Genomic DNA, 25,388 nt, shown 5'->3' on the forward strand with positions numbered 1-25,388 from the left:
CCACCGGTGCTCAGCCGGCGCTGCGCAGCTCCAGCGTGCAGCACTTCACGCTGCCGCCCGCCTTGAGGAGCTCCGACAGGTCCACCCCGATCGGGTCGAAGCCACGGGCGCGGAGCTGCTCGATCAGCGCCGTGGCGTTGTGCGGCAGCACCACGTGCCTGCCGTCGGACGTGGCGTTGAGACCGAAGACGGCCGCGTCCTCGTCCGTGGCGATGACGGCGTCCGGGAACAGGCGCCGCAGCACGGCCAGGCTCCCCGGCGAGAACGCGGGCGGGTAGTAGGCGATCGTCTGCTCGTCCAGGACCGAGAGAGCGGTGTCCAGGTGGTAGTAGTTCGGATCCACCAGGGTGAGGCCGACGACGGGACGTCCGAAGAACTCCTGGGCCTCGTCGTGCGAGCGGGGATCGCTGCGGAAGCCGGTGCCGGCGAGCAGCCAGTCCCCGGTGAGGAGATAGTCGCCCTCACCCTCGTTGACGAAGTTGGCCGTGCGCAGGTCCGGGAAGCCGTTGTCGCGCAGCCAGTCGTGGTACGCCGGGCCCTCCGCGATGCGCTCGGCGTCGCGGAACCTGGCCACCAGGGCGCGGCCGTCGACGACCGTGGCCCCGTTGGCGGCGAAGACCATGTCGGGCAGCCCGGGCACGGGGTCTATCACGTCGACGGTGTGCCCGAGGCTCAGGTAGACCTCGCGCAACCGTTCCCACTGGTCGATCGCCAGCTGGGTGTCGACGGGCTTCGCCGGGTCCATCCACGGGTTGATGGAGTAGACCACGTCGAAGTGGGTGGGCGGGCACATGAGGTAGTGCCGCGGCCGTGCGGTACGCATGAATGCGGGTCCGATCGTCAGGGGCGGCTGGAGAGGTAGCCGCCCATGGAGGTGAAGTACTCGGTCGCGCCCATCTCGTGCCCCTCCTCGGTGCGGACGCGAGTAATGGCCAGGCCGTGGTTGCGGCCGGTGCGGGCGTCGGCTCCCGCGACGATGACGACACCGTCGCCCTCGCGGTAGAAGATCCGGCCCGGAGTGCCTCCGTACCGGCCCTCGGAGACCACGGCGGACAGCACTTCGAGGCGCTTGCCCTTGTGGAAGGTGAACGCGGCCGGGTACGGGGCGGACTGGGCGCGGATCAGGCGCTCCAGTACATCGGCGGGCCAGTCCCAGTTGATCCGGATGTCCTCCTCGGCCCGCTTGTGGAAGAAGCTGGCCTGGGAACGGTCCTGCCGGGTGAACTCGGTCTGCCCGGAGGCGATCAGGTCGAGGGCGCCGATCGTGACGGGGGCGATGAGGTCCACCGTCTTGTGGAACAGATCCGTGGTCGTGTCGGTCTGCCCGACGGTGACCGCCCGCTGCACGACGATGTCGCCGGCGTCGAGCTCGTCGTCCATCAGATGGGCCGTGACGCCCACTTCGGGCTCGCCGTTGATCAGCGCCCAGATCAGGGGTGAGAAGCCGGCGTACTTGGGTAGCAGGGAGTCGTGGACATTGAGTGTGCCGTGACGGGGGAGGTTGAAGATGCGCGGCGGGATCCAGGTGCGCCAGTTGTTGGCCACGATGATGTCCGCGTCGGCCTCCTTGAGGCGCTCGAACAGTTCCTCGTCGTCGGGCCGGTTGCGGATGACGACGGGGACGCCGTTCGCCTCGGCCAGCTCGGCGACCGAGTCGCTCCAGATCTTCTCGTAGGCGTGCTCGCTTTTCGGGTGTGTCACGACAAGGACCACGTCGTGCTCGGAGTCCAGGAGTGCTTGCAGGGTGCGATGCCCCCAGGTCTGGTAACCGAACATGACGACCCGCATGGGGATCCTCCTCGAGAGAGCGACTGACCGGCGCCAAGTAAAGCAAGGCTTACCTAAGTGTGCAACAGTCGTGATTTTGAAGGGCGTTGAGGGCGATTTTCAGCCAAGGCGCCTCGCTCAACCGTCTCGACAGGTCGCTCAGATCAGGTTAGCCTCACCTAAGTTCCAGTTGGGTGTCGCTCTTGGCGTGCCCGACTCCTGTTCTCACCCACGCCTCACAAGCGGCCGTCCTGCACGATGGGAGTGACATGTCTCAGGTTCATCCTGGCGACGCACCTCTGGTCCACGACCTCATAGGAATCGGCTTCGGGCCGTCCAATGTGGCCATGGCGATAGCGCTCAGCGAGCACAACGCGCGTGTCGGCAGGCAGGAGGCGGTCACCGCTCACTTCTTCGAGCGCCAGGCCGGCTTCGGCTGGCATCGCGGCATGCTGATCGACGACGCGACCATGCAAGTGTCGTTCCTCAAGGACCTGGTGACGCTCCGGAACCCGGCCAGCGAGTACAGCTTCCTCTGCTACCTGCAGAGCAGGGAACGCCTCATCGACTTCGTCAACCACAAGAACCTCTTCCCGCTGCGCGTGGAGTTCCACGACTACTTCGAGTGGGCGGCGGCGAAGGTCGACGACATGGTCTCGTACGGACACGAGGTCATCGCCGTCGAGCCCGTCGTACGGGACGGGCTGATCGAGTACCTGGACGTGACGGCCCGCTCCGGATCCGAGACGGTGGTCCACCGGGCCCGAAACCTGGTCATCGGCACCGGACTTCGCCCGCTGATGCCGGAGGGCGTCGAGCGCACGGACCGCGTCTGGCACAACTCCGAACTGCTGGCGAAGGTCGACGGCCTGGAAGGCGCCGACCCCACCCGGTTCGTCGTCGTCGGCGCCGGCCAGAGCGCCGCCGAGAACGTCGCCTACCTGCACCGGCGCTTCCCCGAGGCCGAGGTCTGCGCGGTGTTCTCCCGCTACGGCTACAGCCCCGCTGACGACAGCAGCTTCGCCAACCGCATCTTCGACCCCGTCGCGGTCGACGAGTACTTCACGGCCCCCGACGCCATCAAGCGCAAGCTGATGGACTACCACGGCAACACCAACTACTCCGTGGTGGACATCGACCTGATCGACGACCTGTACCGGCAGGCGTACCAGGAGAAGGTCCTCGGGAAGGAGCGGCTGCGCTTCATCAACGTCTCCCGCCTCACCGGCGTCGAGGAGACCGACGGCAAGGTCCGTGCCACCGTCACCTCCCTCGTCACCGGGGAGGAGTCGACCCTGGACGCCGACGTCGTCGTCTACGCCACCGGCTACAGCCAGGCCGAGCCCCTCGGCCTCCTCGGCGAGGTCGGCGACCGCTGCCACCGGGACGACCAGGGCCGCGTCCGCGTCGAGCGGGACTACCGCCTCGCCACCGACCCCGCACTGCGGTGCGGCATCTACCTCCAGGGCGGCACCGAGCACACCCACGGCATCACCTCGTCGCTGCTCTCCAACACCGCGATCCGGGTCGGCGAGATCCTCGACTCGATCGTCGACCGGCGCCCGCAGAGCGACCCCGACGACCTGCGACCGGTCGCCGACGGGATCGGCACGGCCCGCTAGGAGCGCCGCTCCCGGGCCCGAAGCCCCACCCCCCCCCGCACGCCACCCCCACACTCCCCGCCCGCCGCAACGCCTTCGTGCACGGCGGTCGTGGCACGCACCGTGAAACCCCCGTGAAAGGAACATACGTGTCCACTGGAGCACGTCCCGCGCTCGCGCGGTTCGCCAGAAACATCCCCCGCGTGGCCATCGCCGCAGTCGCCGCGCTCGCTCTGGCCGCCTGTGGGGGCGGCACCGAGAAGACGGAGTCCAAGCCGTCGGCCGGGGCCGGTGACGGCTCGAAGGCCGCCGCCTTCCCGGTCACCGTCGCGCACAAGTACGGCAGCACGACGATCGACAAGGAGCCGAAGAAGATCGTCACGCTCGGCCTCTCCGACCAGGACGCCGTGCTGGCCCTGGGGATCAAGCCGGTCGGTTCGGTGGACTGGTTCAAGGAGAAGCCGTACGGCAAGTGGCCCTGGACGAAGGACAAGTGGGGATCCGAGCAGCCGCAGATCGTCGGTGAGCGCGACGAGTACAACATGGAGAAGATCGCCGCGCTCCAGCCGGACCTGGTCATCGCCCAGTACTCCGGCATGAAGAAGGAGCAGTACGACACGCTCTCCAAGTTCACCAAGGTCGTCGCCCAGCCCAAGGAGCACCCCGACTACGGCGCGCCCTGGCAGGTCATGACCCGGCAGATCGGCAAGGCGCTCGGCAAGGACACCGAGACCGAGAAGCTGATCACGGACATCGACACCCGCTTCAAGGCCGTCCGGGACAAGCACCCCGAGTTCGCGCAGAAGACCCTGGCCGTCGCCGACAGCTTCGAGGCCGGCAAGTACTCCGCGTTCACCAAGACCGACCCCAAGGCGATCTTCTTCTCCGAGCTCGGTTTCAAGCTGAAGCCCGAGATCGACTCCCTGGCCAAGCCGGGCTACAACGTCGCCGAACTGAGCGCTGAGAAGCTGAACGTGCTCGACGTCGACCGGCTCGTCTGGGTCACCTCCAGCACCGAGGCCAACGACCGGATCAAGGCCGAACCGCTCTACACGAAGCTGAAGGTCCAGCAGGAGAAGCGCGATCTGTTCGTGCCCTACCAGGACCCGGACATCGGCGCGGCCTTCTCCTTCAACACGGTCCTGTCGATTCCGTACGCGATCGACCAGATCGAGCCGCTGCTGGCGGCCATCAAGTAGTCGCAGCACCACCGCGGGTCCCACCCCGCCGCCATTCCGCGGCGGGGTGGGACCCGCACCGACCACTGGCGCACCACCAGGGAAAGGCCCTTTCGAACGATGTTTGACGTCGAGTCGGACCGGACGTCCGCCGCTTCCGGGATCCCCCTCACCGGTGGGCAATCCGGGATCTGGCTAGCCCAGCAGATCGAACCGGACAGCTCCGCCTACAACATCGTGTTCGTCCTTGACCTGCGCGGCGACACCGACCTCGACCGCCTCGGCGCCTCGGTGCGAACGGCCGTCGAAGAGGCCGAAAGCCTGCACATACGCGTCCGCGCCGACGACGGCGCACCCCGACAGACCCTCCACCGCGCCCCCGTCGACGTACCCGTCGTGGACCTGCGCGGCGCCCCGGACCCCGAGGCGGCCGCCTCCGCCTGGATGGCCGCCGACCGCGACCGGCCCGTCGACCTCGCCGGTGACCCGCTCTTCGCCCAGGCACTGCTCCGGCTCGCGGACGACCACGTCGCCTGGTACCAGCGGTACCACCACATCGTCACCGACGGCATGGGCGTCGCCTTCATCACCCGCCGGGCCGGAGAGCTCTACACCGCCGAGGAGCGGACACCCGCCCCGTGCGACTGGTCCCTGGCCAGCCTGGTGGACGCCGACCGCGCCTACCGCGCCTCCGACCGCCACGAGCAGGACCGCGCCTACTGGCTCGGCCGCATGGCCGGACGGCCCGAGCCCGTACGCCTCGTCGAGCGCGCGCCCTCGCCCATGACGCGTCGGCTGCGCCGCACGGCGGAGCTGTCCGCCGAGGCCACCGAACGGCTGAACGCCGCCGCCGACAACGCCGGCGTACGCCCCTCCCGCCTGCTGATCGCCGCCGTCGCCGCCTACCTGCACCGCGCCACAGGTGAGCAGGACCTCGTGCTCGGCCTGCCGATCGCCGCCCGCGAGGACGCGGTGTCCGCCACCGTCCCCGGCATGGTGTCCAACATCGTCCCGCTGCGCGTGTCCGTACGCCCCGGCACGACCGGCGCCGAGCTCCTGACCGACATACGGCAGGCGATCTCCGAAGCCGTCGCCCACGGACGCTACCGAGCCGAAGACCTGGCCAGGGAGCTGGGACTGGCCGACGGCGTGCCCGAACTCGTCGGCCCGACCGTGAACATCCTGCCCCGCGCCGAGGACCTGCGATTCCCCGGCCAGGAGGCCGAACTCGCCCCGATCTGGCTCGGTCCGGTCAGCGACCTGGCCCTGTGCTTCGCCGAGCGCGCGCCGGGCAACGGCGTCCGTGTCTACTTCGACGCCGACGCCGAGGTCTGCGACGAGGAGGCACTGCGCCACCACGAGCACCGCTTCCTCGCCGTCCTGCACGCCCTCACCACGAACCTCGACCGCCCGCTGGGCCACATCGAGCTGACCTCGGATGCGGAGCGCGTCCAACTCCTCGACGAGTTCGGCGTGTCACCGCGCGAGGTCCCCGAGCTGTCCTGGCCGGCCGCCTTCGAGCGACAGGCGCGCCGGGCGCCCGACACCGTCGCGCTCGTGTACGAGGACCGGGAGCTGACGTACGCCGAACTGAACGCGGCCGCCAACCGGCTGGCCCGTCTCCTCGTCGCCCGCGGAGTACGCACCGAGGACGTCGTCGGCGTGGCGCTCCCGCGCTCGCCCGAACTCGTCGTCTCCCTGCTGGCGGTGATGAAGGCCGGGGCCGCCTATCTGCCGCTGGACGCCGACCACCCGCAGGACCGCCTCGCCTACATGCTGACCGACGCGGGCGCGCGCACCGTCATCACCACGCGCGATCTGTCCGGCACGCTCCCCGACGCGCCCGGCGTCGCTCACCTGCTGCTCGACGAACCGTCCGTGACGGCCGAGTGCGCCGGTCTCGGCGACGCGGACCTCGACCTGCCGATCGCCCTGGACCAGGCCGCGTACGTCATCTACACCTCGGGCTCCACCGGCCGCCCCAAGGGGGCCGTGGTCTCGCACGACGGCGTCGGCAGCCTCATCGCCACCGCCACCGACCGCATCGGCATCACCGCCGACAGCCGTGTCGTCCAGTTCGCCTCCGTGGGCTTCGACGTGACGGTCTGGGACCTGATCATGTCGCTGTGCGTCGGTGGCCGCGTGATCGTCGTTCCCGCCGAGCGCCGCGTCGCCGGACCGGCCCTCACCGACTACATCGCCCGCCATCGCGCCACCCACATGATCCTGCCGCCGTCACTCGTCTCGGCGCTGCCCCGGGACTGCGAGCTTCCCGAAGGCTCGGTCCTGGTCGTCGGCACCGAGGCGGTGCCCGGTGAACTCATCGCGCGCTGGGCCGGACGGGTCCAGGTCGTGGTCGCGTACGGCCTCACCGAGGCGACGGTGAACTCCACCCTGTGGCTCGCCGAACCCGACCGTCCGGGACCGGCGCCCATCGGCCGTCCGGACCCCAACACCCGTGCCTACGTACTCGACTCGGCGCTCCGACCCGTGCCCGTGGGCGCCGAGGGCGAGCTGTACGTCGCCGGGCGCGGCCTCGCCCGTGGCTACCTCGGCAGGCCCGCGCTGACCTCGGAGCGCTTCGTCGCCGATCCGTACGGCGAACCGGGCAGCCGCATGTACCGGACGGGCGACCGGGTCCGCTGGGGCGCCGACGGCAACCTGGAGTTCCTCGGCCGCGCGGACGGCCAGCTCAAGATCCGAGGGCACCGGATCGAGCCCGGCGAGATCGAGAGCGCCTTCATGGCCTGCCCCGGCATCGCCCAGGCCGCCGTCCTCGTCCGCCAGGACCACCGGGGCGTCAACCGGCTCGTGGCCTACCTCGTCACCGAAGGCGGAACGACCGCCGCGGACCCCGACGCCGCCGTGACGCGGGCGCGAGCCCAGGTCGCCGAGACCCTCCCGGACCACATGATCCCCTCGGCCCTCGTACGCCTCGACGGGCCGCTGCCGCTGACGCCGAACGGCAAGCTCGACAGCCGCGCCCTGCCCGCTCCGCAGTGGACGGCGATGGCTGGGGACGACGCGCCCACGACGCCCACGGAGACCGCGCTGGCGGCGCTCGTCGCCGAGGTGCTCGACCTGCCGTCGGTCGGCGTGCACGACAGCTTCTTCGAGCTGGGCGGCGACAGCATCGTCGCGATCCAGCTCGTCAACCGCGCCCGCGGCGCCGGACTCGCGATCACGCCCCGGGACGTGTTCCGGCAGCGGACCGTGGCGGCGCTCGCCAGGAGCGCCGACCGGACGGCGGCCGACAGCACCCCGTCGACCACCCGGAACGTGCTGCTCGACGAGGACGCCCTGCCCGTCTCGCCGCTCCAGGAAGGTTTCTTCTTCCACTCGGAGTTCGACCAGGAGGCCGGCGACCTGTACGTCGTCCAGGAACTCCTCGACCTCGCCGACGCCGTCGAACCGGACCGACTGCGCCGGGCGCTCCAGCTCCTCCTGGACCGGCACCCCCTGCTGCGCGCCTCGTTCCGCCAACGACCCGGCGGTGACGTCGTCCAGCGGCTCGCCGACCACGTGACCCTTCCCTGGCACGAAGCCGACACCGAGCGGACCGCCCTGGAGGACATCCTGCGGCAGGACCGCTCCGAGCGGTTCGACCTGTCCCTGCCACCGCTGATGCGGGCCACGCTCATCAGGGACGGACAGCGCCACCGGCTTCTGCTCACCCTGCACCACATCATCGCCGACGGCTGGTCGGTCTCCGTCCTGCTGCGGGAACTGACCGCCGCCTACCGGGGCGGGACCCTGCCCACGCCCGCCGACCCGCACGCGTACCTGTCCTGGCTGGCCGGCCGGGACCGGGACGCCGCCCGCGACGCGTGGCGCCAGGCCCTGTCCGGCCTCGAGGGCCCGACCCGGCTGCCCGCCCTCACCACCGCACGCGGCGACGACCCGTCGACGCCTGCCGGGCACGAGCGCGTCGACGTCCGGCTCTCCGAAGCGCTCACCGACGAACTGACCGGCCGCGCCCGCACCCTGGGCGTCACCCTGAGCACCGTCGTCCACGGCGCCTGGGCCCTGCTGCTCGGCGGTCTCACCGGCAGCCAGGACGTCGTCTTCGGCACCACCGTGTCCGGGCGCACCACCGAGGTCGAGGGCCTGGACTCCGCCGTGGGCCTCTTCATCAACACCGTTCCGGCCCGGGTGAACCCGCTGCCCGAAGAGTCCCTCGCCGATCTGCTGCGCCGGATCCAGGACGAGCACGCGGCACTCCTGGACCACCAGCACCTCGGACTCGCCGACATCCAGCGGATCGCCGGCCAGGGACCGGGCGAACTCTTCGACACCCTCGTCGTGTTCGAGAACTACCCGACCGGCGACGGTCCCGCCGCCGAGGACGCCTTCGTCACCGGCGCCGAGGTGCTCGACACCGTGCACTACCCGCTCGCGTTGATCGTCGACCCGCGCGAGGGGCGTCTGTCGCTGCGACTCATGTACGACGCGGCCCGGCTCGACCGGATCGCCGCCGCCGTGCTCGCCCACCGCCTCGAAGCGCTGCTGTGCACCCTCGCCACCGACCCCGACCGCCCCGTCGCCCGCACGGGCCTGCTGTCCGAGCGCGAGCGGGAGCGTCTCACCGAGCTCAACGCCACCGAGCACCGGCTCCCCGAGGCGGACGCCACCCTCACCACGCTCTTCGCCGCCCAGGTGGCGAGGACCCCGGACGCCCCCGCCGTCGTCTTCGAGAACACCACCCTGACCTACGCCGAACTCGACCGGCGCGCCGAAGCCCTGGCCCGCCGACTGCGGGCGCGCGGGGCAGGCCCCGAACAGTTCGTCGCCGTCGCCGTGCCGCGCTCGGCGGAGCTCATGGTCGCGCTGCTCGCCGTGCACAAGACCGGCGCCGCCTACCTGCCCGTGGATCCCGACTACCCCGCCGACCGGGTGGCGTTCATGCTCGCCGACTCCGGGGCCCGCACGGTCGTGACCACCGCCCAGGCGGCCCGGCGACTGCCCGACGCGCCGGGACTCGAGCACGTGCTGGTGGACGCGGACGTCTCCGACACGCCCGTCGCCCACGGCGCGGACGCCCCGGACACACCGCTGGTGCAGCCGGGAGCCGACCACCCGGCGTACCTGATCTACACCTCCGGCTCCACCGGCCGGCCCAAGGGAGTCACCGTCACTCACCGGGCCGTCGTGAACCGACTCGCCTGGATGCAGGGCGAGTACGGGCTCGGCACCGACGACCGGGTCCTCCAGAAGACCCCGTCCAGCTTCGACGTCTCGGTGTGGGAGTTCTTCTGGGCCCTGACCGAGGGCGCGACCGTCGTCCTCGCCCGGCCCGACGGCCACCGCGACCCCGCCTACCTGGCCGAGCTGATCCACACCCGGCGGATCACCACACTGCACTTCGTCCCCTCCATGCTGGCCGCCTTCGTCCAGGTCATGGAGGCCGGCACGGACACCCCGGACTGGGCGGCGAGCCTGCGCCGCGTCTTCTGCAGCGGCGAGGCGCTCAGCGGCCCGGACGCCCGCCGCTGGTCGGAGCTGACATCCCGCCACGGACGAGGCCCGGTACCCCTGCACAACCTGTACGGGCCCACCGAGGCCGCCGTGGACGTGACCTACTTCCCGTACGAAGGCGGCACCGAGCCCGCCGTCCCCATCGGCCGGCCGGTGTGGAACACCCGGCTGCACGTGCTGGACACCCTTCTGCGTCCCGTGCCGGACGGGGTGCCCGGCGAGCTCTACCTCGCCGGGGTCCAGCTGGCACGTGGCTACCACGACCGGGCCGGCACGACCGCCGAGCGCTTCGTCGCCGACCCGTTCGGCGAGCCGGGCACTCGCATGTACCGCACCGGTGACCTCGTCCGCCGCCGCGTCGACGGCGCCGTCGAGTACCTCGGCCGCACCGACCGGCAGGTGAAGATCCGGGGCAACCGGATCGAGCTGGGCGAGATCGAGACCGCCCTGGCAGACCTGTCGGGCGTCGCCCGAGCGGCCGTGATCGTCCGCGACGGTGCGCTCCTCGGCTACGCGGTTCCCCGCCCCGGAACCGCCCTGGACGCCGCCGCCCTTCACACCGCGCTCGCCGAGGCGCTGCCCGCGGCGATGGTGCCGACCGCCGTCATGGCCCTCGACGAGCTGCCGCTGTCACCCAGCGGCAAGCTCGACCAGAACGCCCTGCCCTCGCCCTCCGTCGCTCCCGCGGCCGGCGGCCGGGCGCCCCGCGACGAGCGGGAAAGCGCCCTGTGCGCGATCTTCACCGACGTCCTCGACCTGCCCGGCATCGGTGCCGACGACGACTTCTTCATGCTCGGCGGCGACAGCCTCACCTCGATCGCCGTCGCCACCCGGGCCCGTGAAAGGGGACTGACCATCAGCCCGCGCGATGTGTTCGAGCACCGCACGCCCGCCGCGCTCGCCGCGGCGGCCGCGAGCGTGCCGGACGAGCCTGCCGAGCAGACCGCACCGACCGCGGAGACGCCCGCCACCGGTGTCACCGTCTCCGCCGCCGACGCCGGACAGGCCGCCGCCGCCCTCCAGGCGATGCTGGCCGCCCAGGCACAGTCCGGTGCGGCGGTCGACCCCGCCCTGCAGGCGCTGCTCGCCCAGTTGACCGCCGGAGCGCCGGCGGAACCCGAGGCCCCCGCCCCGCTGGGCGGACTCGAGCTCTCCCCGGAGGAGACCGCCCGCGTCGAGTCCGCCGCCGGTCTCCCCGTCGCCGACATCTGGCCGCTCTCCCCGCTCCAGGAGGGCATGTACTTCCACGCCACCTACGACGCGGGCGACGCGCTCGACGTCTACCTGTCGCAGGAGACCCTGGACTTCGACCACCGACTCGACACCGACCGGCTGCGCGCCGCCGGCCGGGCGCTGCTGCGGCGGAACACCAGTCTGCGCGCCGGATTCACCAGTGACGGCCTGCCCCGGCCCGTGCAGTTCATCGCCGACGGCGCCGAGATCCCCCTGGTGGAGATCGACGTGTCCGGGCTGCCCGCCGAGGAGCAGCGCGCCCGCGTGGACGAGCTGCTGGCCGCCGACCGCCGACGCCGCTTCGACCTCTCCGCGGCGCCGCTGTGCAGGCTGCTGCTCATCCGGCTCGGTGACGGCCGGGACCGTCTCGTCGTCACCCACCACCTCATCCTGTGGGACGGCTGGTCCGCGTGGCTGTTCCTGGAGGAGCTGTTCACGCTGTACGAGAGGGCCGGCGACGCCACCGGTCTGCCCGCGCCCGGTTCGTACCGCGACTATCTGGCCTGGCTGGACGAGCAGGACACCACGCAGGCCCTCGCCGCCTGGCGCGGCGCGCTCTCCGGATTCGACGAGCCGACCCTGGTCGCCCCCACCGGGCGCGACGCGGGCCCGGTCATCCCGGCCGACTTCGACGCCGTGCTCACCAGGGAGACCAGCGACCGGCTGCGTCACCTGGCCCGCCGCCACGGACTCACCCTGAACACCCTGCTGAACGCGGCCTGGGGCCTGGTCCTCTCGGCGATGACCGGCCGCGGCGACGTCGCCTTCGGCACGGCCGTCGCCGGACGGCCCGCGGACGTACCGAACGTCGCCGGCATCATCGGCATGTTCCTCAACACGATTCCGGCACGGGTCGCGTTCGCCCCGGACGAGCCGCTGCTCGACCTGCTGCGGCGGATGCAGTCCGAGCGCGCGGCCGTCATGCCGTACGAGCACGTCGGCCTCGGCACGCTCCAGCAGGAGACCGGCCACCGCCGTCTGTTCGACACCCTGTTCGTGCTCCGCTCCGCCGACGGCGAGGACCGGGCCGCGGCGCTCCGGCAGCGGTACGGGATCACCGACGTGTCGAACGTGGACGGCACCCACTTCCCGCTCACCCTGATCGTGACACCCGAGACCCGGCTCAAGGTCACGCTGGCGGCCCGTCCCGATCTGTTCGCCCCGGAGGACGCCACCGCGATCCTCGGACGGTTCACGGCCGTCCTGGAGCGGCTCGCCGAGACCCTCGACGACGCTGCCGCCGCCACCGCCCGGACCGTCGACGTCGACCTGCTGCTGCCCGCCGAGCGCGCCGCTCTGCGCGCCGGCTGGGAGGCGGGCCGCGAGTCCGTACCGAACGAGACCGTCGCCGACATGCTCGCCGACCAGGTCGCCCGCACCCCCGACGCGGTGGCCCTGGTCTTCGGCGAGCGCGCCCTGACGTATGCCGAACTGGACGCGCACATCAACCGGATCACCCGGCTCCTGCTCGCCCGCGGCGCGGGCCCCGAGAAGGCCGTCGCGCTCGCCCTGCCCCGCTCCATCGACATGGTCGCCGCCCTGTTCGCCGTCCTGCGCACCGGCGCCGCCTACCTGCCGCTCGACCTCGACCACCCGGCCGACCGGCTACGGCTGATGGCCCAGGACACCGGGCCTCTCTGCCTGGTGTCCACGACCGCCGTCGCGCCGACCCTGCGCGGCGGTACCGGCCCCGTCGCCCCCGAGCTCCTCCTGGACGACGAGGCCGTGGCCGCCGAACTGGCCGCCCTGCCCGGCAGCGAGATCACCGACGCCGAACGGCCCGCGTTCGCACACGATGTGGCGGACCGCCTCGAGTACCCGGCGTACATCATCTACACCTCCGGCTCGACCGGCCGGCCCAAGGGCGTCGTCACCCCCTACCGGGGCCTGACGAACATGCAGCTCAACCACCAGAGGGAGATCTTCGACCCGGCCATCGCCTCGGCGGGCGGGCGGCGGCTGCGTATCGCGCACACCGTCTCCTTCGCCTTCGACATGTCCTGGGAGGAGCTGCTCTGGCTCGTCGAGGGCCACGAGGTCCACGTCTGCGACGAGGAACTGCGCCGTGACGCCGAGGCGCTGGTCGCCTACTGCGACCGGCACCGCGTCGACGTGGTCAACGTGACCCCCACCTACGCCCAACTCCTCATCGAGGAAGGCCTGCTCGACCGGGACGAGACGACCGGGAAGCACCGCCCCGCGCTCGTCCTGCTCGGCGGAGAGGCCGTGTCCGACACGGTCTGGACCCGACTCCGCCGCACCGAGGGCACCTACGGCTACAACCTGTACGGCCCCACCGAGTACACGATCAACACGCTCGGCGGTTCCACCACCGACAGTGCGACCCCCACGGTCGGCATCCCCATCCGCAACACCCGAGCCCACGTCCTGGACGAGATGCTGCGGCCGGTCCCGCCCGGCTGCCCCGGCGAGCTGTACATCGCCGGCACCGGCCTCGCCCGCGGCTACCACGACCGCCCCGGCCTGACCGCCGAGCGCTTCGTCGCCGATCCGTTCGGTGAGCCCGGCGAGCGGATGTACCGCACCGGAGACCTCGTACGGCAGCGCCCCGACGGCCTCCTCGACTTCCTCGGCCGCACCGACGACCAGGTCAAGATCCGCGGCTACCGCATCGAGCTGGGCGAGATATCCACCGCCCTGTCCGCGCACCCCGACGTCGCCCACGCGGCGGTCGTCGTGAACGAGAGCACCGGGACGAAGCGCCTGGTCGGCTACTTCGCGCCCGAGGACGGCTCCGAGGCGGACGACGCCCTGATCCAGCGGCTGCGCGAGCACCTGAAGGCCGGCCTGCCCGACTACATGGTCCCCACCGCGCTCGTCCCCGTGGACACACTCCCGATCACCGTCAACGGCAAGCTCGACGTCAGGGCCCTGCCCGCCCCGGACTTCGGCGGCACCGGCACCATCCGCCCGCCCCGCACCCCGCGCGAGGAGACGCTCTGCGCTCTCTTCGCCGAGGTCCTGGGTCTGGCGGAGGGCAGCGTCGGCATCGACAGCGACTTCTTCGAACTCGGCGGCCACTCGCTGCTCGCCACCCGTCTCGTCAGCCGCGCCCGCACCGCCCTCGACGCCGAACTCGCCATCCGTGACCTGTTCGAGGCACCCACCGTCGCCGAACTCGTGCAGCGCGCCGCCGCCTCGCAGGGCGCCGCCCGCCCCGCACTGACGGCGACGGTGCGGCCCGACGAGCTGCCGCTCTCACACGCCCAGCAGCGGCTGTGGGTCATCCAGCAGATCGAGTGCACCTCGGCCGCGTACAACTTCCCGCTGGTCATGCGGCTGCGCGGCCACCTCGACATCGAGGCGTGGGGGACCGCCCTCGCCGATGTGACGGCGCGGCACGAAGCCCTGCGGACGGTGTTCGTGGAAACGGACGGCCAGGCCGTCCAGCGCGTGCTGCCCGCCGACGAGGCGCGGCCCGTGGTGGAGCGGCTGCAGGCCACCGAGGACCAGGTGCCCGCGCTCGTCGAGGCCGCCGTCAACCGGCCGTTCGACCTGGCCACCGAGCTTCCGCTGCGCGCCACGGTCGTCGACCTGGCGCCCGAGGACCACGTCGTCATCCTGCTGCTGCACCACATCACCACCGACGAGTGGTCGGACCGCCCCTTCCTCCGCGACCTGGCCACCGCCTACGCGGCCCGCGTCTCCGGTACGGCACCGGGCTGGGAGCCGCTGCCCGTCCAGTACGCCGACTACGCCCTGTGGCAGCAGCGTCTGCTCGGTGATCCGGCCGAGGCGGACAGCCTCGCCGCCCGGCAGCTGGAGTACTGGCGCACGACCCTGGACGGCGCCCCCGAGGAGCTGGAACTGCCCACGGACCGGCCCCGGCCGGCGCGGCCGGCCTTCTCCGGCGCCGAACTGGACATCGCGTTCGACGCCGACGTCCACGAGGGGCTGAAGCGGCTCGCCCGCGAGACCGGGGCCAGCATGTTCATGGTGGTGCACGCGGCCGTGGCCGCCCTGCTCCACCGCATGGGCGCCGGTACGGACATCCCCCTCGGCTCGCCCATCGCGGGGCGCGGCGACGAGGCCCTCGACAACCTGGTCGGGTTCTTCGTCAACACGCTCGTGCTGCGCACCGACCTGAGCGGCGACCCGAGCTTCACCGAGCTGCTCGCCCGGGTCCGGGAGACCGACCTGGCCGCGTTCTCGCACGCGGACGTGCCGTTCGAGTCCGTGGTCGAGAAGCTCAACCCGACCCGCTCCCTCTCACGCAACCCGCTGTTCCAGGTGATGGTCGGCTACCACGCCCGTACAGGCGACGGACTGGAACTGCCCGGCCTCCACGCCGACTATGTACCGTTCCGCATCCACTCGGCCAAGTTCGACCTGGTGTTCAGCTTCACCGAGCACAACCCTGCCGACGGCGGCACCGGTTCCCTGGGCTGCCGCCTGGAGTTCGCCACGGAGCTGTTCGACCACCGGACCGCCGAGCGCCTCGCCGACCGCCTCCAGAGCCTCGTCGCGGCCCTCGTCGCCGCACCCGAGCAGCCCGTCTCGACGGCGGAGATCCTCGGTGACGACGAGCGGCAGCTGGTCCTGGAGGGCTTCAACGCCACGGCCCGTGAGGTCGACGAGGAGTCCTTCCCGGCCCTGTTCGCGCAGCGGCTCGCGGAGCGCCCCGACACGGTCGCCGTCGTCGACCGCGACCGGTCCGTGACATACGCGGAGCTCGACGCCCGCGCCAACCGCCTCGCCCGGCTCCTCGCCGCGCGCGGTGCCGGCACCGAGAGCGTGGTCGGCGTGGCCGTGCCCCGCTCGGCCGACATGGTCGCCACGGTGCTCGCCACGCTGAAGCTCGGCGCCGCGTTCCTGCCGCTGGACCTGGTCCACCCGGCCGACCGCCTCACGTACATGATCGAGGACTCCCGGACCGCGCTCGTGGTCGGCACCGAGCCGGTCGCGGGCAAGATCCCCGAGGTCGCGGGCGTCCCCGTCGTGCTGCTCGACGAGCCCTCGGTGGTCGCCGAGTTGGAGACCCTTCCGGAGACAGCGCTCGACAGCAAGCCTGTCCTCCTGGACCAGGCCGCGTACGTCATCTACACCTCGGGCTCCACCGGCCGCCCCAAGGGTGTCGTCGTCCCGCACGAGGGCATCTCCAGCCTGGTCGCCACCGCCGTGGACCGGATGGGCCTGGAGAGCGACAGCCACGTCCTCCAGTTCGCCTCGATCGGCTTCGACGTCTTCGCGTTCGAACTGGCGATGGCGCTCTGCCACGGCGGCCGACTCGTCCTCATCACCGACGAGGCACGGGTCGCCGGACCGGCGCTCACCGACTTCCTCGCCGAGCAGCGGATCACCCACATGATCCTGCCGCCGTCCCTCGTGTCGGCCCTGCCGCCCGGCTGCGAGCTGCCCGAGGGGTCGACCGTCCTGGTCGGTACGGAGACGGTGCCGCCGGACGTCTTCGAGCGGTTCGGCGCCACGGCCCACCTCATCTGCGCCTACGGACTCACCGAGGCGACGGTCAACTCCACGCTGTGGCCCTCCCGCGAGCACGGCGGCCGCCCGTCCGGGCGCGTGCCGATCGGCCGGCCCGACCCCAACACCCGCGCCTACGTCCTGGACGACCACCTGCGGCCCGTCCCGCCGGGTGTCGTCGGCGAGCTGTACGTCTCCGGACGCGGCCTCGCCCGCGGCTACCTCGGCAAGACCGCGCTGACCTCCGAGCGGTTCGTCGCCGACCCGTACGGCCCGCCCGGCAGCCGGATGTACCGCACCGGTGACCGCGCCCGCTGGCGCGCGGACGGCAACCTCGACTTCCTCGGGCGCGTCGACACCCAGGTGAAGGTCCGCGGCTTCCGCATCGAGCTGGGCGAGATCGAGGCGGCCCTCGCCGGTCACCCGGCGGTCGCCCAGGCCGCCGTACTGCCCGACCGCGATGGCGACATCGTCCGCCTCGTCGGCTACGCCGTCCCCGAGGCGGGGGAGCTCGTCGAACTGGACCCGCAGGAGCTGCGCGCCCATGTGGCCGGGCAGCTGCCCGAGTACATGGTCCCGGCACTCGTCGTGCCGTTGGACGGCCCGCTGCCGCTGACTCCCAACGGCAAGCTCGACCGCAAGGCCCTGCCCGTGCCGGACTGGGCCGCGATGACCGGCGACACGCAGCCGGTCAACGAGACGCAGGCCAGACTCGCCGGACTGTTCGGCGAGATCCTCAAGCTGGAGAAGGTCGGCATCCACGACAACTTCTTCGCGCTCGGCGGCCACTCCATGGCCTCGATGCGACTTCTGGGCCGCATCCGTGCCGAGTTCGGCGTCGAGCTGAGCATCCGGGACGTCTTCGACGCGCTGACCGTCGCCGGGATCGAGGGCAAGCTCAAGGGCGCGTCCACGGCCCGCCCGGCGCTGCGCCCGGTGGAGGACCGTCACGAGCCCCGCCTCGCCGCCCCCGTCCAGCGACGGCAGTGGGACGCCTACAGCCGTACCCCCCGCTTCGACCACGCGCTCGTGCTGCGCTCGCTCGGCGGTCTGGACGCGGACGCGCTCTCGGCGGCCCTGGCCGACGTGGCGGGCCGTCACGAGCCCCTGCGGACGGCGTTCACGGAGGAGGACGGCACGCTGCACCACCGGGCCGTCCAGCCTCCGGCGCTGCTCCTGGAGCAGTGCGCGGACCTGGAGGCGCGGCTGACCGAGCTGGCCGCCGGATCCCCGGAGCCGGAGCACACCGCCCCGTTCGTGGCCCACCTGCTGACGGCGGCCACCGGCGAGCAGGCGCTGCTGCTGACCATGCACTACCTGACGGTGGACGAATGGTCGGTGGTCCCCCTCTTCCGTGACCTGACGACGGCCTACGCGGCACGTACGGAAGGCAGGGCGCCCGAGTGGCAGCCTCTGCCGGTCTCGTACGCGGACTACGCGCTGTGGGCCCGCGCGGTCCTGTGCGACCTGGACGACCCGGACAGCCGGGGCGGCCGGCAGCTCGCCTACTGGCGCGAGACATTGAAGGACGTACCGGCCGAGCTGGCCCTCCCGGCGGACGGGCCGCGCTCGTCCTCGCCCGGCGCGGACCATGTGGGCTTCGTCCTGGACGAGGAGCTGCACGCGGCCGTGGACGACCTGGCCCGAGCGACCGGCACCAGCATGTTCATGGTGCTGCACTCCGCCCTGGCGGCGCTGCTCACCGCCCACGGCGCGGGCACCGACCTGCCCATCGGCACGATGGTCGCCGGCCGTACGGACGACCAACTGGCCGATCTCGTGGGCTGCTTCTTCAACACGGTCGTGCTGCGTACCGACACCGCCGGCGACCCGACCTTCGCGGAGCTGCTGTCCCGCGTGCGGGAGACCACGCTCGGCGCGCTCGACCGGCAGGAAGTGCCGTTCGAGGAGGTCGTCCGGGCGACCGGACTGCCTCAGGAGGGCCCGCAGGTCATGGTGATCCACCATGAACAGGCCGACCTGGAGCAGCTGGAGGGCGGTGTCGGTTCCCTCGACGCCGTACCGACCGGCTCGACCAGGGCGCAGCTGACCCTCAGCTTCTACGAGCCGCGGGGTGCCGGGCCGGTCCACTGCGGTCTGATCCACGCGACCGACCTGCTCGGCTCCGCCAAGGCACGCCGGCTCGCCGACGAACTCCAGACCCTGCTGCGCACCGCGGCAGCCGATCCCCGACAGCCGCTGTCGGAACTGTTCACCGTGACGTCCCTGAGGAGTGACCACGCATGACCACCAACCCGTTCGAGGACCCGCAGGGCCGCTTCCTGGTGCTCGTCAACGACGAGAACCAGCACTCGCTGTGGCCCTCCTTCGCGGAGGTGCCGGCCGGTTGGCGGACCGTGTTCGGTGAGGACACCCGCGAGGCGTGCACCGCGTACGTCGAGACCCACTGGACCGACCTCCGCCCGGCGAGCCTCGTGGCCCAGCAGGGCTGACGCGGAACCGAGCGGCCCACGGACCGCCGCCCTCGGGGAGAGTTGCTTCCCGAGGGCGGCGGTCTCGTGCGTCGACGTGGAGGCGCGCGTCAGGGGGCTCGGGTCGCCGGCCTCACGCAGCCGGAACGAAGCCGCCCGCGGGGAGACTTCCCCGCGGGCGGCCCGCTCTGTGACGGCGTTCTGCGCGCCCGCCGTCACCCCTGCGTGGCTCCCTGCTCCGTCGACTCCTGCCGGCTGTTCGACCAGGCGGCCCAGAGAGATGCGTAGCGGCCGCCGGCCGCCACCAGCTCCTCGTGGGTGCCGGTCTCGACCACCTGGCCGTTGTCCAGGACGACCACGCGGTCCGCGGTGGCAGCCTGGGGGAGCCGATGAGCCACCACCAGGCCCGTACGGCCCTCCAGCGCCCGCAGCGCGGCGGTCTCCAGGACCCGGGCGCCCGCGCTGCCCGCATCGGCGGTGGCCTCGTCGAGGATGGCGATCGGCGGGTCGGCGAGCACGAGACGGGCCAGGGCCAGATGCTGGGCCTGGCTCACCGTGAGCTGGTGCCCGCCCTCGCCCACGACGGTGGCGAGGCCGTCGGGGAGCCCTTCGGCCCACTCCAGGGCCCCGACCCGGTCCAGCGCCGCACGCAGATCGTCGTCGGTGGCCTCGGGCCGTGCCAGTCGCAGGTCCTCGGCGAGCGGGCCGGCGAACACATGGACCTCCTGGCTGATCAGCGTCACCGCACGCCGTACGCCCTCGGCACCCAGCTCCCGGGTGTCCACCCCGCCCAGCGAGATCTGCCCGCCGTCCGGCTCGTGGACACCGGCCACGAGCTTGGCCAGGGTGGTCTTGCCCGCCCCGCTCGCGCCCACGAGCGCGACGCGTTCTCCGCTGCGCACCTCCAGGTCGACGTCGCGGAGCACCACGTGTCCGGTGACGTAGGAGTGGCTGAGGGCGCTCACCTTGACCGAGCCGTCCACCGGCGTGCCGGGCCGCTGCGGCGCGCTCTCCGCCGGGAGGTTCGACACCCCGACGAGGCGGGCGAAGCTGGCGCCCGCGGACTGCGCGTCGTCGAGGAGGAACAGCGCGGCGTTGACCGGGTTGAAGAGGCTGTGGAAGTACAGCGCGGCGGCCGTCGCCGTACCGATGCTCACCGAGCGGTTGTCCACGAGCACGAATCCGGTGCCCAGGACCGCCGCCAGTCCGATGAACTCCGCGAGGTTCAGCCGCGAGAAGAACCCGGTGACGATGTGGATGCCGCGCAGCGCGAGATCGCGAGCCGCCCGCGACCGCTCGTCGAGGAGGCCGGTGTGGCTGTCGCTCAGCCGGAAGGCACGCACGGTCCGCACCCCGCCGACACTGTCGAGCAGCTGGTGCTGCAACGCACCGGTGGCGACGCGGTGTTCGGCGTAGACGGGAGCGGCGCGGCGCAGGTACCAGCGTACGGAGAGCACCTGCACCGGCATGGCGAGCAGCGCGGCCGGCAGGAACCGCCAGTCGAGCACGGCGAGACCGACGAGGGTCAGGACGATGGTGAGGGCGGAGCGGGAGAACTCGGGCAGCGCCTGGCGCACCGACTTCGCGATCACGGAGACGTCGCTGGTGACGCGGGAGACCAGGTCGCCCGAGCCGGCTGCCTCGACCCGTTCGAGCGGCAGTCGCAACGCTCGTTCGATGAACCGCTCCCGCAGCGTCGCGAGCACGGTCTCGCCGAGGCGGGCGACGAGCGCGCTGCCGAGCGCGGTGGCCGCGCCGCGCGTCAGGGCGACCACGATCAGCAGGACCAGCGGGACCGTCAGCGCCTGCGCCCCCTGCTTCTCCACGACCAGGTCGACGATGTGTCCGAGCAGGGGGGCCGTGAGCAGGCCGATGCCGGTTCCCGCGACGAGGACGGTGAACGCGACCACCGCGAGGCCGCCGTGTCCGCGCAGCATCGCGCGGAGCGCGGCGAGGCTCTCGGCACCGGTTGCGGTGGGCAGGAGTGCGCGCTCGGTGCCGGGTGCGGTCATGGCCTCTTCCGCCTCTGTCTCTCTCGCGGGTCGTCCGTCCTGTCGTCGTGCGGTGGAGCCGGGCCCGTCGGTCGCTTCTTCCGTCGTGTCGCGGGCCGTGGTGTGTCCGGACGTCATGCGAGGACCACCGCCCGGTACGTCGCGTCGGCGGCGGCCAGGTCGGCGTGCCGGCCCTCGGCCGTCACGGCGCCGTCGTCGAGGACCACCACGCGGTCGGCGACGGCGAGGAGCGCCGGGCTGGTCGTGACGAGGACCGTGGTGCGGCCCTCGCGGACTTCGCGCAGGCGGGAGGCGATACGGGACTCGGTCACCGTGTCCACGGCGGTGGTCGGGTCGTGCAGCACCAGGACGCGCCGGTCGGCGGCGAGCGCCCGGGCGAGCGCCACGCGCTGTCGCTGTCCGCCGGAGAGGGAGCGACCGCGCTCGGCGAGCACCGTGTCCTCACCGTCGGGCAGCAGCCGCGCGACCTCGTCGGCGGCCGATGCCCGCAGCGCCTCCTCGACCGCGGTCGTCCCCGATCCGGCGCGTACGTTGTCCAGGAGACTGCTCTCGAACAGGTCGGCGTCGTGGTGGGCGACCAGGATGTGACGGCGCAGGGCGTCGGGGTCGAGGTCGGTCAGCGGCACGCCGTCGAGCGCGACGACTCCGTCGACGGGGTCGGTCTCCCGGGACAGGCAGCGCAGCAGATCGCCGGCGGCGGCCGGGTCCCGGGTGACGATGCCCGTCACGCTGCCGGGGTGGATGTCGAGGTCCAACGAGCGCAGGGTGCCCAGCGAAACGCCCCGCAGGGTGAGGAGCCCCGCCGCTTCGGCCGGCGTGTCCTCTCCGCCTTCCACGGCGGCGGGCGAGGCCAGGACCTCCGCGATCCGGCGGGCGGACGCGCGGCCCTGGGCGAACTCGGCGTTGACGTAGGTCAGAAGCTGGAAGGGGCCCAGCAGGAACTGCGCGAGCCCGACCGCGGCCACCAGGTCGCCGACGCTGATGGAGCCCCGCATCGCGAGATAGGCGCCCACCAGTCCGATGAGCGCGATGAAGACCCCGGTCAGGGCGAGAACGGCGCCTTCGTGGCCGGCTCGGCTCCGGGCCGCCCGCAGCGCCGCGGCCAGAGAGTCCTGGCTGGTCTCGCGGTAGCGGTCCACGGCGGCGGACTCGGCGCCCATGCCCTTGAGTACGCGCAGGCCGGTGACCAGGTCGGCGGCGACTCCGGAGGCGTGCGCCGCACGCTCCTGCTCGGCCTCGCTGCGTCGTTCGAGGGGGAGGCTGATGCGGTGCCCGAGCCAGAGCAGCGGCGGGATGCCGAGCAGGACGAGCAGGCCGAGGGGGACGGAGATCCGCAGGAGCGCGATCGCGCTGACCGCGAGGGCTGCGAGGGCGGCGAGCCCGTAGGTGAGGACGGTCGCCACCGAACCCACGCGGCGTGCGTCGTTGGTGGCGATGCTGGTGAGTGCGCCCGGCAGCCGGTTGGCGTCGGCGCCGCCCCGAGGGTCGAGCACCCGTGTGGTGAGCCGGAGCCGCAGTCGGTGCGCGGCGTGCTCGCCGGCGCCCTCGGTGATCCGGGCACTGGTGCGGTAGCACGTGGACAGGACGAGGAAGAGCCCCGCGAGGACCAGGAGCCAACGCAGCAGGGTGCCGGAGGATCCGGTCGCCACCGCCGTGTCGATGATGACGCCGATGACGACAGGGACGAGCGCCTCGCACACCTGGTGGGTCATGCCCAGCAGGGAGGCCGCGACGACCCGGCGGCGTTCCCCTCTGATCGTCTCGCGGAGGACGTGTCCTCCCGTCGGCCCTTCGGCTGACATACGGCTCTCCTCCGTGAACATGGGGAATAGTTAGGTAAGGCTATACTAAGTAGATCCTTTGGGGGAGGGTCCCGGGCCTCATTGTCGACCCGACCTCGACGGTCAAGGCGGCGGCCGGGATGGAGGGTTGTCCGACTCGTCGCCGAGTGCCGCACGTTGACCGGCCTGCCGCATTCACTTAGCCTTACCTAAGTTCCGACGATCCGTCGCAGGCACGTCCTCGTCGGAACGGCCCATGTCGTGCGGTACACCTGAGTTGACACCAGGGGAGTCGTCGTTGTCGGTGGAAGCCCGGGCGGTGTCCGGAGAGCAGGCGGCCCCTGCGGCCCTCCCGCGAACGGGCAGAGGCGCGACCGCCCTCCGGGGCACGGGGCTCCTCGTGCTGCTCGGTGCCCTCGTGGTGGTCGCGCTGCTCAGCGTCTGGGTGGGCACCCGAGGCATCCCGTTCACCGCGACATGGAGCGTGCTGTGGAGTCCGGACGGTTCGGAGACCTCGATCATCATCCATGACTACCGCATTCCCAGGACCCTCCTCGGACTGCTCGTCGGCATGGCACTCGGCCTGTCCGGGGCGCTGATGCAGGCCTTGACACGCAATCCGCTCGCCGACCCCGGCATGCTCGGCATCAGCCTGGGCGCCTCCGCCGGCGTCGTCGTGGCCATCGCGTTCCTCGGCGTCGGAACCGTCCTCGGGTACGTGTGGTTCGCCTTCCTCGGCACGGCCGTGGCGTCGGTCGCCGTGTATCTGCTGGGTTCCTCCGGGCGGAAACTGGCCACGCCCGAACGGCTGGTCGTCGCGGGCGCGGCGGTGACCGCCGTGCTCTACGCCTTCAACTGGGCGGTACTGCTGCTCAATCCGCGCGCCTTCGACCAGTTCCGCTTCTGGACGGTGGGATCACTGTCGGGCCGGTACTTCGACGTCGTGTGGGTCATCCTGCCGTTCGTCGCCGTGGGCCTGCTGATCGCCCTCGTACTCGCCCCGGCACTCAACGCCCTCGCGATGGGCGACCAGGTCGGCCGGGCCCTGGGACTGAACGTCGGTCGTACCCGTGCCCTCGGCGCCGTCGCGGTCATGCTGCTGTGCGGCGCCGCCACCGCCGCGGCGGGGCCGATCGGCTTCGTCGGGCTCGCGGTCCCGCACGTCGCCCGGTTCCTCGTCGGCCCGGACCAGCGCTGGGTGCTCACGTACTCGATGCTGCTCGCACCCGTCATGTTGATCGGCGCGGACGTCCTCGGCCGCGTGCTCGGTGCGCCGGGCGAGCTCCAGGTCGGGATCGTCACCGCGGTCCTCGGTGCGCCGCTGTTCATCGCGCTGTGCCGCCGCCGGAAGCTGGTGATGCTGTGAGCCCCGTAAGTCCCGTACGGGAGACCGACGCCGCCGCCAAGACCACGCGCGAGGCGCGCGTGGTCAGCGGTCTGGTCCTGCGCACCCGGAAGGGCGGTCTGTCCGTCCGTGTCCAGGGCCGGACGTTGGCCGTCACGACGGCCATGGTCGCACTGCTCATGGCCGGTATGGTCGTCACGTTGACGAGCGGCGACTACGAACTGAGCGTCGGCGAAGTGCTCCAGGCCGTGGTGGGCAACGGCTCGGGTGGTGCGGACTTCATCGTCAACACCCTGCGCATGCCACGCCTGCTGACCGCGATGTGTGTCGGCGCGGCGCTCGCCGTCAGCGGGGCGATCCTGCAGAGCCTCACCGGCAACGCCCTGGGCAGCCCGGACATCATCGGCTTCACCAACGGCTCGGCCGTCGGGGCGCTCGTGGTCATCATCGTGCTGCACGGCAGCATGACCCAGATCGCCGTCGGCGCACTGATCGGTGGACTGGCCACCGCCGCCGTCATGTATCTCCTCATGCTGGGCAGGGGACTGCAGGGCTTCCGGCTGGTGGTCGTCGGCATCGGCGTCAGCGCCCTGCTCCTCGCCGTCAACTCCTACCTGATCACCCGGGCGACCTGGCAGGAGGCCCTGGAGGCCCAGGCCTGGCTGATCGGCAGTCTGAGCAACCGGGGCTGGCCGCACGCCAACGCCATCCTCGTCGTCGTCGCCGTACTGCTCCCACTCGCCCTCGCCCTCTCGCGTCGCCTCTCGATGGTGGAGATGGGCGACACCACGGCCATGGCGCTCGGAGTGGGCGTGGCCCGCACGCGCACGGCGTTGCTCGTCATCAGCGTGGCTCTCGCCGCCTTCGCCACCGCCGTGACCGGCCCCATCTGGTTCATCGCCCTGGCGGCGCCCCAACTCGCCCGAAAGCTGACGAGTGCGTCCGGGCCCGCGCTGCTGCCCGCCGCGCTCATGGGCGCCCTGCTGCTGACCGCGAGCGATCTCCTCGCGCAGCGCCTCTTCGCTCCCGCGCTCCTCCCGGTCGGTACGGCGACCGGCATCATCGGCGGGCTGTATCTCATCTGGCTGTTGGTCACCGAGTCCCGAAAGAGCCGCGTATGAC

10 protein-coding genes are annotated in these 25,388 nt (G+C 72.0%); 6 read left to right on the forward strand and 4 right to left on the reverse strand.

What is annotated here, in order from left to right:
- Positions 1-10 precede the first annotated feature (10 nt).
- Together ddaH and ACZ561_RS03745 are read right to left on the reverse strand one after the other, a co-directional pair.
- A complete protein-coding gene (gene ddaH / locus ACZ561_RS03740; protein ID WP_470989216.1) occupies positions 11-823 on the reverse strand; it encodes a dimethylargininase in 813 nt (270 codons plus the stop codon).
- Positions 824-840: 17 nt separating this feature from the next.
- Complete coding sequence (locus ACZ561_RS03745) at positions 841-1,788, reverse strand: methionyl-tRNA formyltransferase (RefSeq protein WP_470989219.1); 948 nt, start codon at positions 1,786-1,788, stop codon at positions 841-843.
- Between the two features lie 248 nt (positions 1,789-2,036).
- On the opposite strand from ACZ561_RS03745, the gene ACZ561_RS03750 reads away from it, so the two are divergent.
- From ACZ561_RS03750 to ACZ561_RS03765, 4 genes are all read left to right on the forward strand, one after another.
- Positions 2,037-3,389 carry a lysine N(6)-hydroxylase/L-ornithine N(5)-oxygenase family protein gene (locus ACZ561_RS03750; protein WP_470989222.1) on the forward strand — a complete coding sequence of 451 codons (1,353 nt, stop codon included), beginning with the start codon at positions 2,037-2,039 and terminating at the stop codon, positions 3,387-3,389.
- 128 nt (positions 3,390-3,517) lie between these two features.
- The gene (locus ACZ561_RS03755; RefSeq protein ID WP_470989225.1) at positions 3,518-4,567 is read left to right on the forward strand and encodes an iron-siderophore ABC transporter substrate-binding protein; all 1,050 of its coding nucleotides are present in this window, start codon (positions 3,518-3,520) and stop codon (positions 4,565-4,567) included.
- A gap of 99 nt (positions 4,568-4,666) precedes the next feature.
- Positions 4,667-18,943: an amino acid adenylation domain-containing protein gene (locus ACZ561_RS03760; RefSeq protein WP_470989228.1), complete on the forward strand. Its 14,277-nt coding sequence runs from the start codon at positions 4,667-4,669 to the stop codon at positions 18,941-18,943.
- Positions 18,940-19,149: an MbtH family protein gene (locus ACZ561_RS03765; protein WP_470989230.1), complete on the forward strand. Its 210-nt coding sequence runs from the start codon at positions 18,940-18,942 to the stop codon at positions 19,147-19,149. Before ACZ561_RS03760 ends, ACZ561_RS03765 begins: the two co-directional genes overlap by 4 nt.
- 194 nt (positions 19,150-19,343) lie before the next feature.
- Here the strand turns inward: ACZ561_RS03765 and ACZ561_RS03770 are convergent, their stop codons facing one another.
- On the reverse strand, positions 19,344-21,140 hold the full coding sequence (locus ACZ561_RS03770) for an ABC transporter ATP-binding protein (RefSeq protein WP_470989232.1): 1,797 nt from the start codon (positions 21,138-21,140) through the stop codon (positions 19,344-19,346).
- Between the two features lie 113 nt (positions 21,141-21,253).
- Complete coding sequence (locus ACZ561_RS03775) at positions 21,254-22,942, reverse strand: ABC transporter ATP-binding protein (protein WP_470989235.1); 1,689 nt, start codon at positions 22,940-22,942, stop codon at positions 21,254-21,256.
- A 277-nt stretch (positions 22,943-23,219) separates the two neighbouring features.
- On the opposite strand from ACZ561_RS03775, the gene ACZ561_RS03780 reads away from it, so the two are divergent.
- Together ACZ561_RS03780 and ACZ561_RS03785 are read left to right on the forward strand one after the other, a co-directional pair.
- The gene (locus ACZ561_RS03780) at positions 23,220-24,287 is read left to right on the forward strand and encodes a FecCD family ABC transporter permease (protein ID WP_470989237.1); all 1,068 of its coding nucleotides are present in this window, start codon (positions 23,220-23,222) and stop codon (positions 24,285-24,287) included.
- Positions 24,284-25,387, forward strand: coding sequence for a FecCD family ABC transporter permease (locus ACZ561_RS03785; protein WP_470989240.1), 1,104 nt, complete (start codon positions 24,284-24,286; stop codon positions 25,385-25,387). The genes ACZ561_RS03780 and ACZ561_RS03785 overlap by 4 nt, the downstream gene beginning before the upstream one ends.
- Position 25,388 lies beyond the last annotated feature (1 nt).

The sequence above is a fragment of the Streptomyces sp. NPDC039609 genome (assembly GCF_055596705.1).

Excerpts from the sequence above, each read along its gene's own strand:
- ddaH (WP_470989216.1), bottom strand. The coding sequence starts at position 823 with ATGCGTACCGCACGGCCGCGGCACTACCTCATGTGCCCGCCCACCCAC.
- ACZ561_RS03745 (WP_470989219.1), bottom strand. The coding sequence starts at position 1,788 with ATGCGGGTCGTCATGTTCGGTTACCAGACCTGGGGGCATCGCACCCTG.
- ACZ561_RS03750 (WP_470989222.1), top strand. The coding sequence starts at position 2,037 with ATGTCTCAGGTTCATCCTGGCGACGCACCTCTGGTCCACGACCTCATA.
- ACZ561_RS03760 (WP_470989228.1), top strand. The coding sequence starts at position 4,667 with ATGTTTGACGTCGAGTCGGACCGGACGTCCGCCGCTTCCGGGATCCCC.
- ACZ561_RS03765 (WP_470989230.1), top strand. The coding sequence starts at position 18,940 with ATGACCACCAACCCGTTCGAGGACCCGCAGGGCCGCTTCCTGGTGCTC.
- ACZ561_RS03770 (WP_470989232.1), bottom strand. The coding sequence starts at position 21,140 with ATGACCGCACCCGGCACCGAGCGCGCACTCCTGCCCACCGCAACCGGT.
- ACZ561_RS03775 (WP_470989235.1), bottom strand. The coding sequence starts at position 22,942 with ATGTCAGCCGAAGGGCCGACGGGAGGACACGTCCTCCGCGAGACGATC.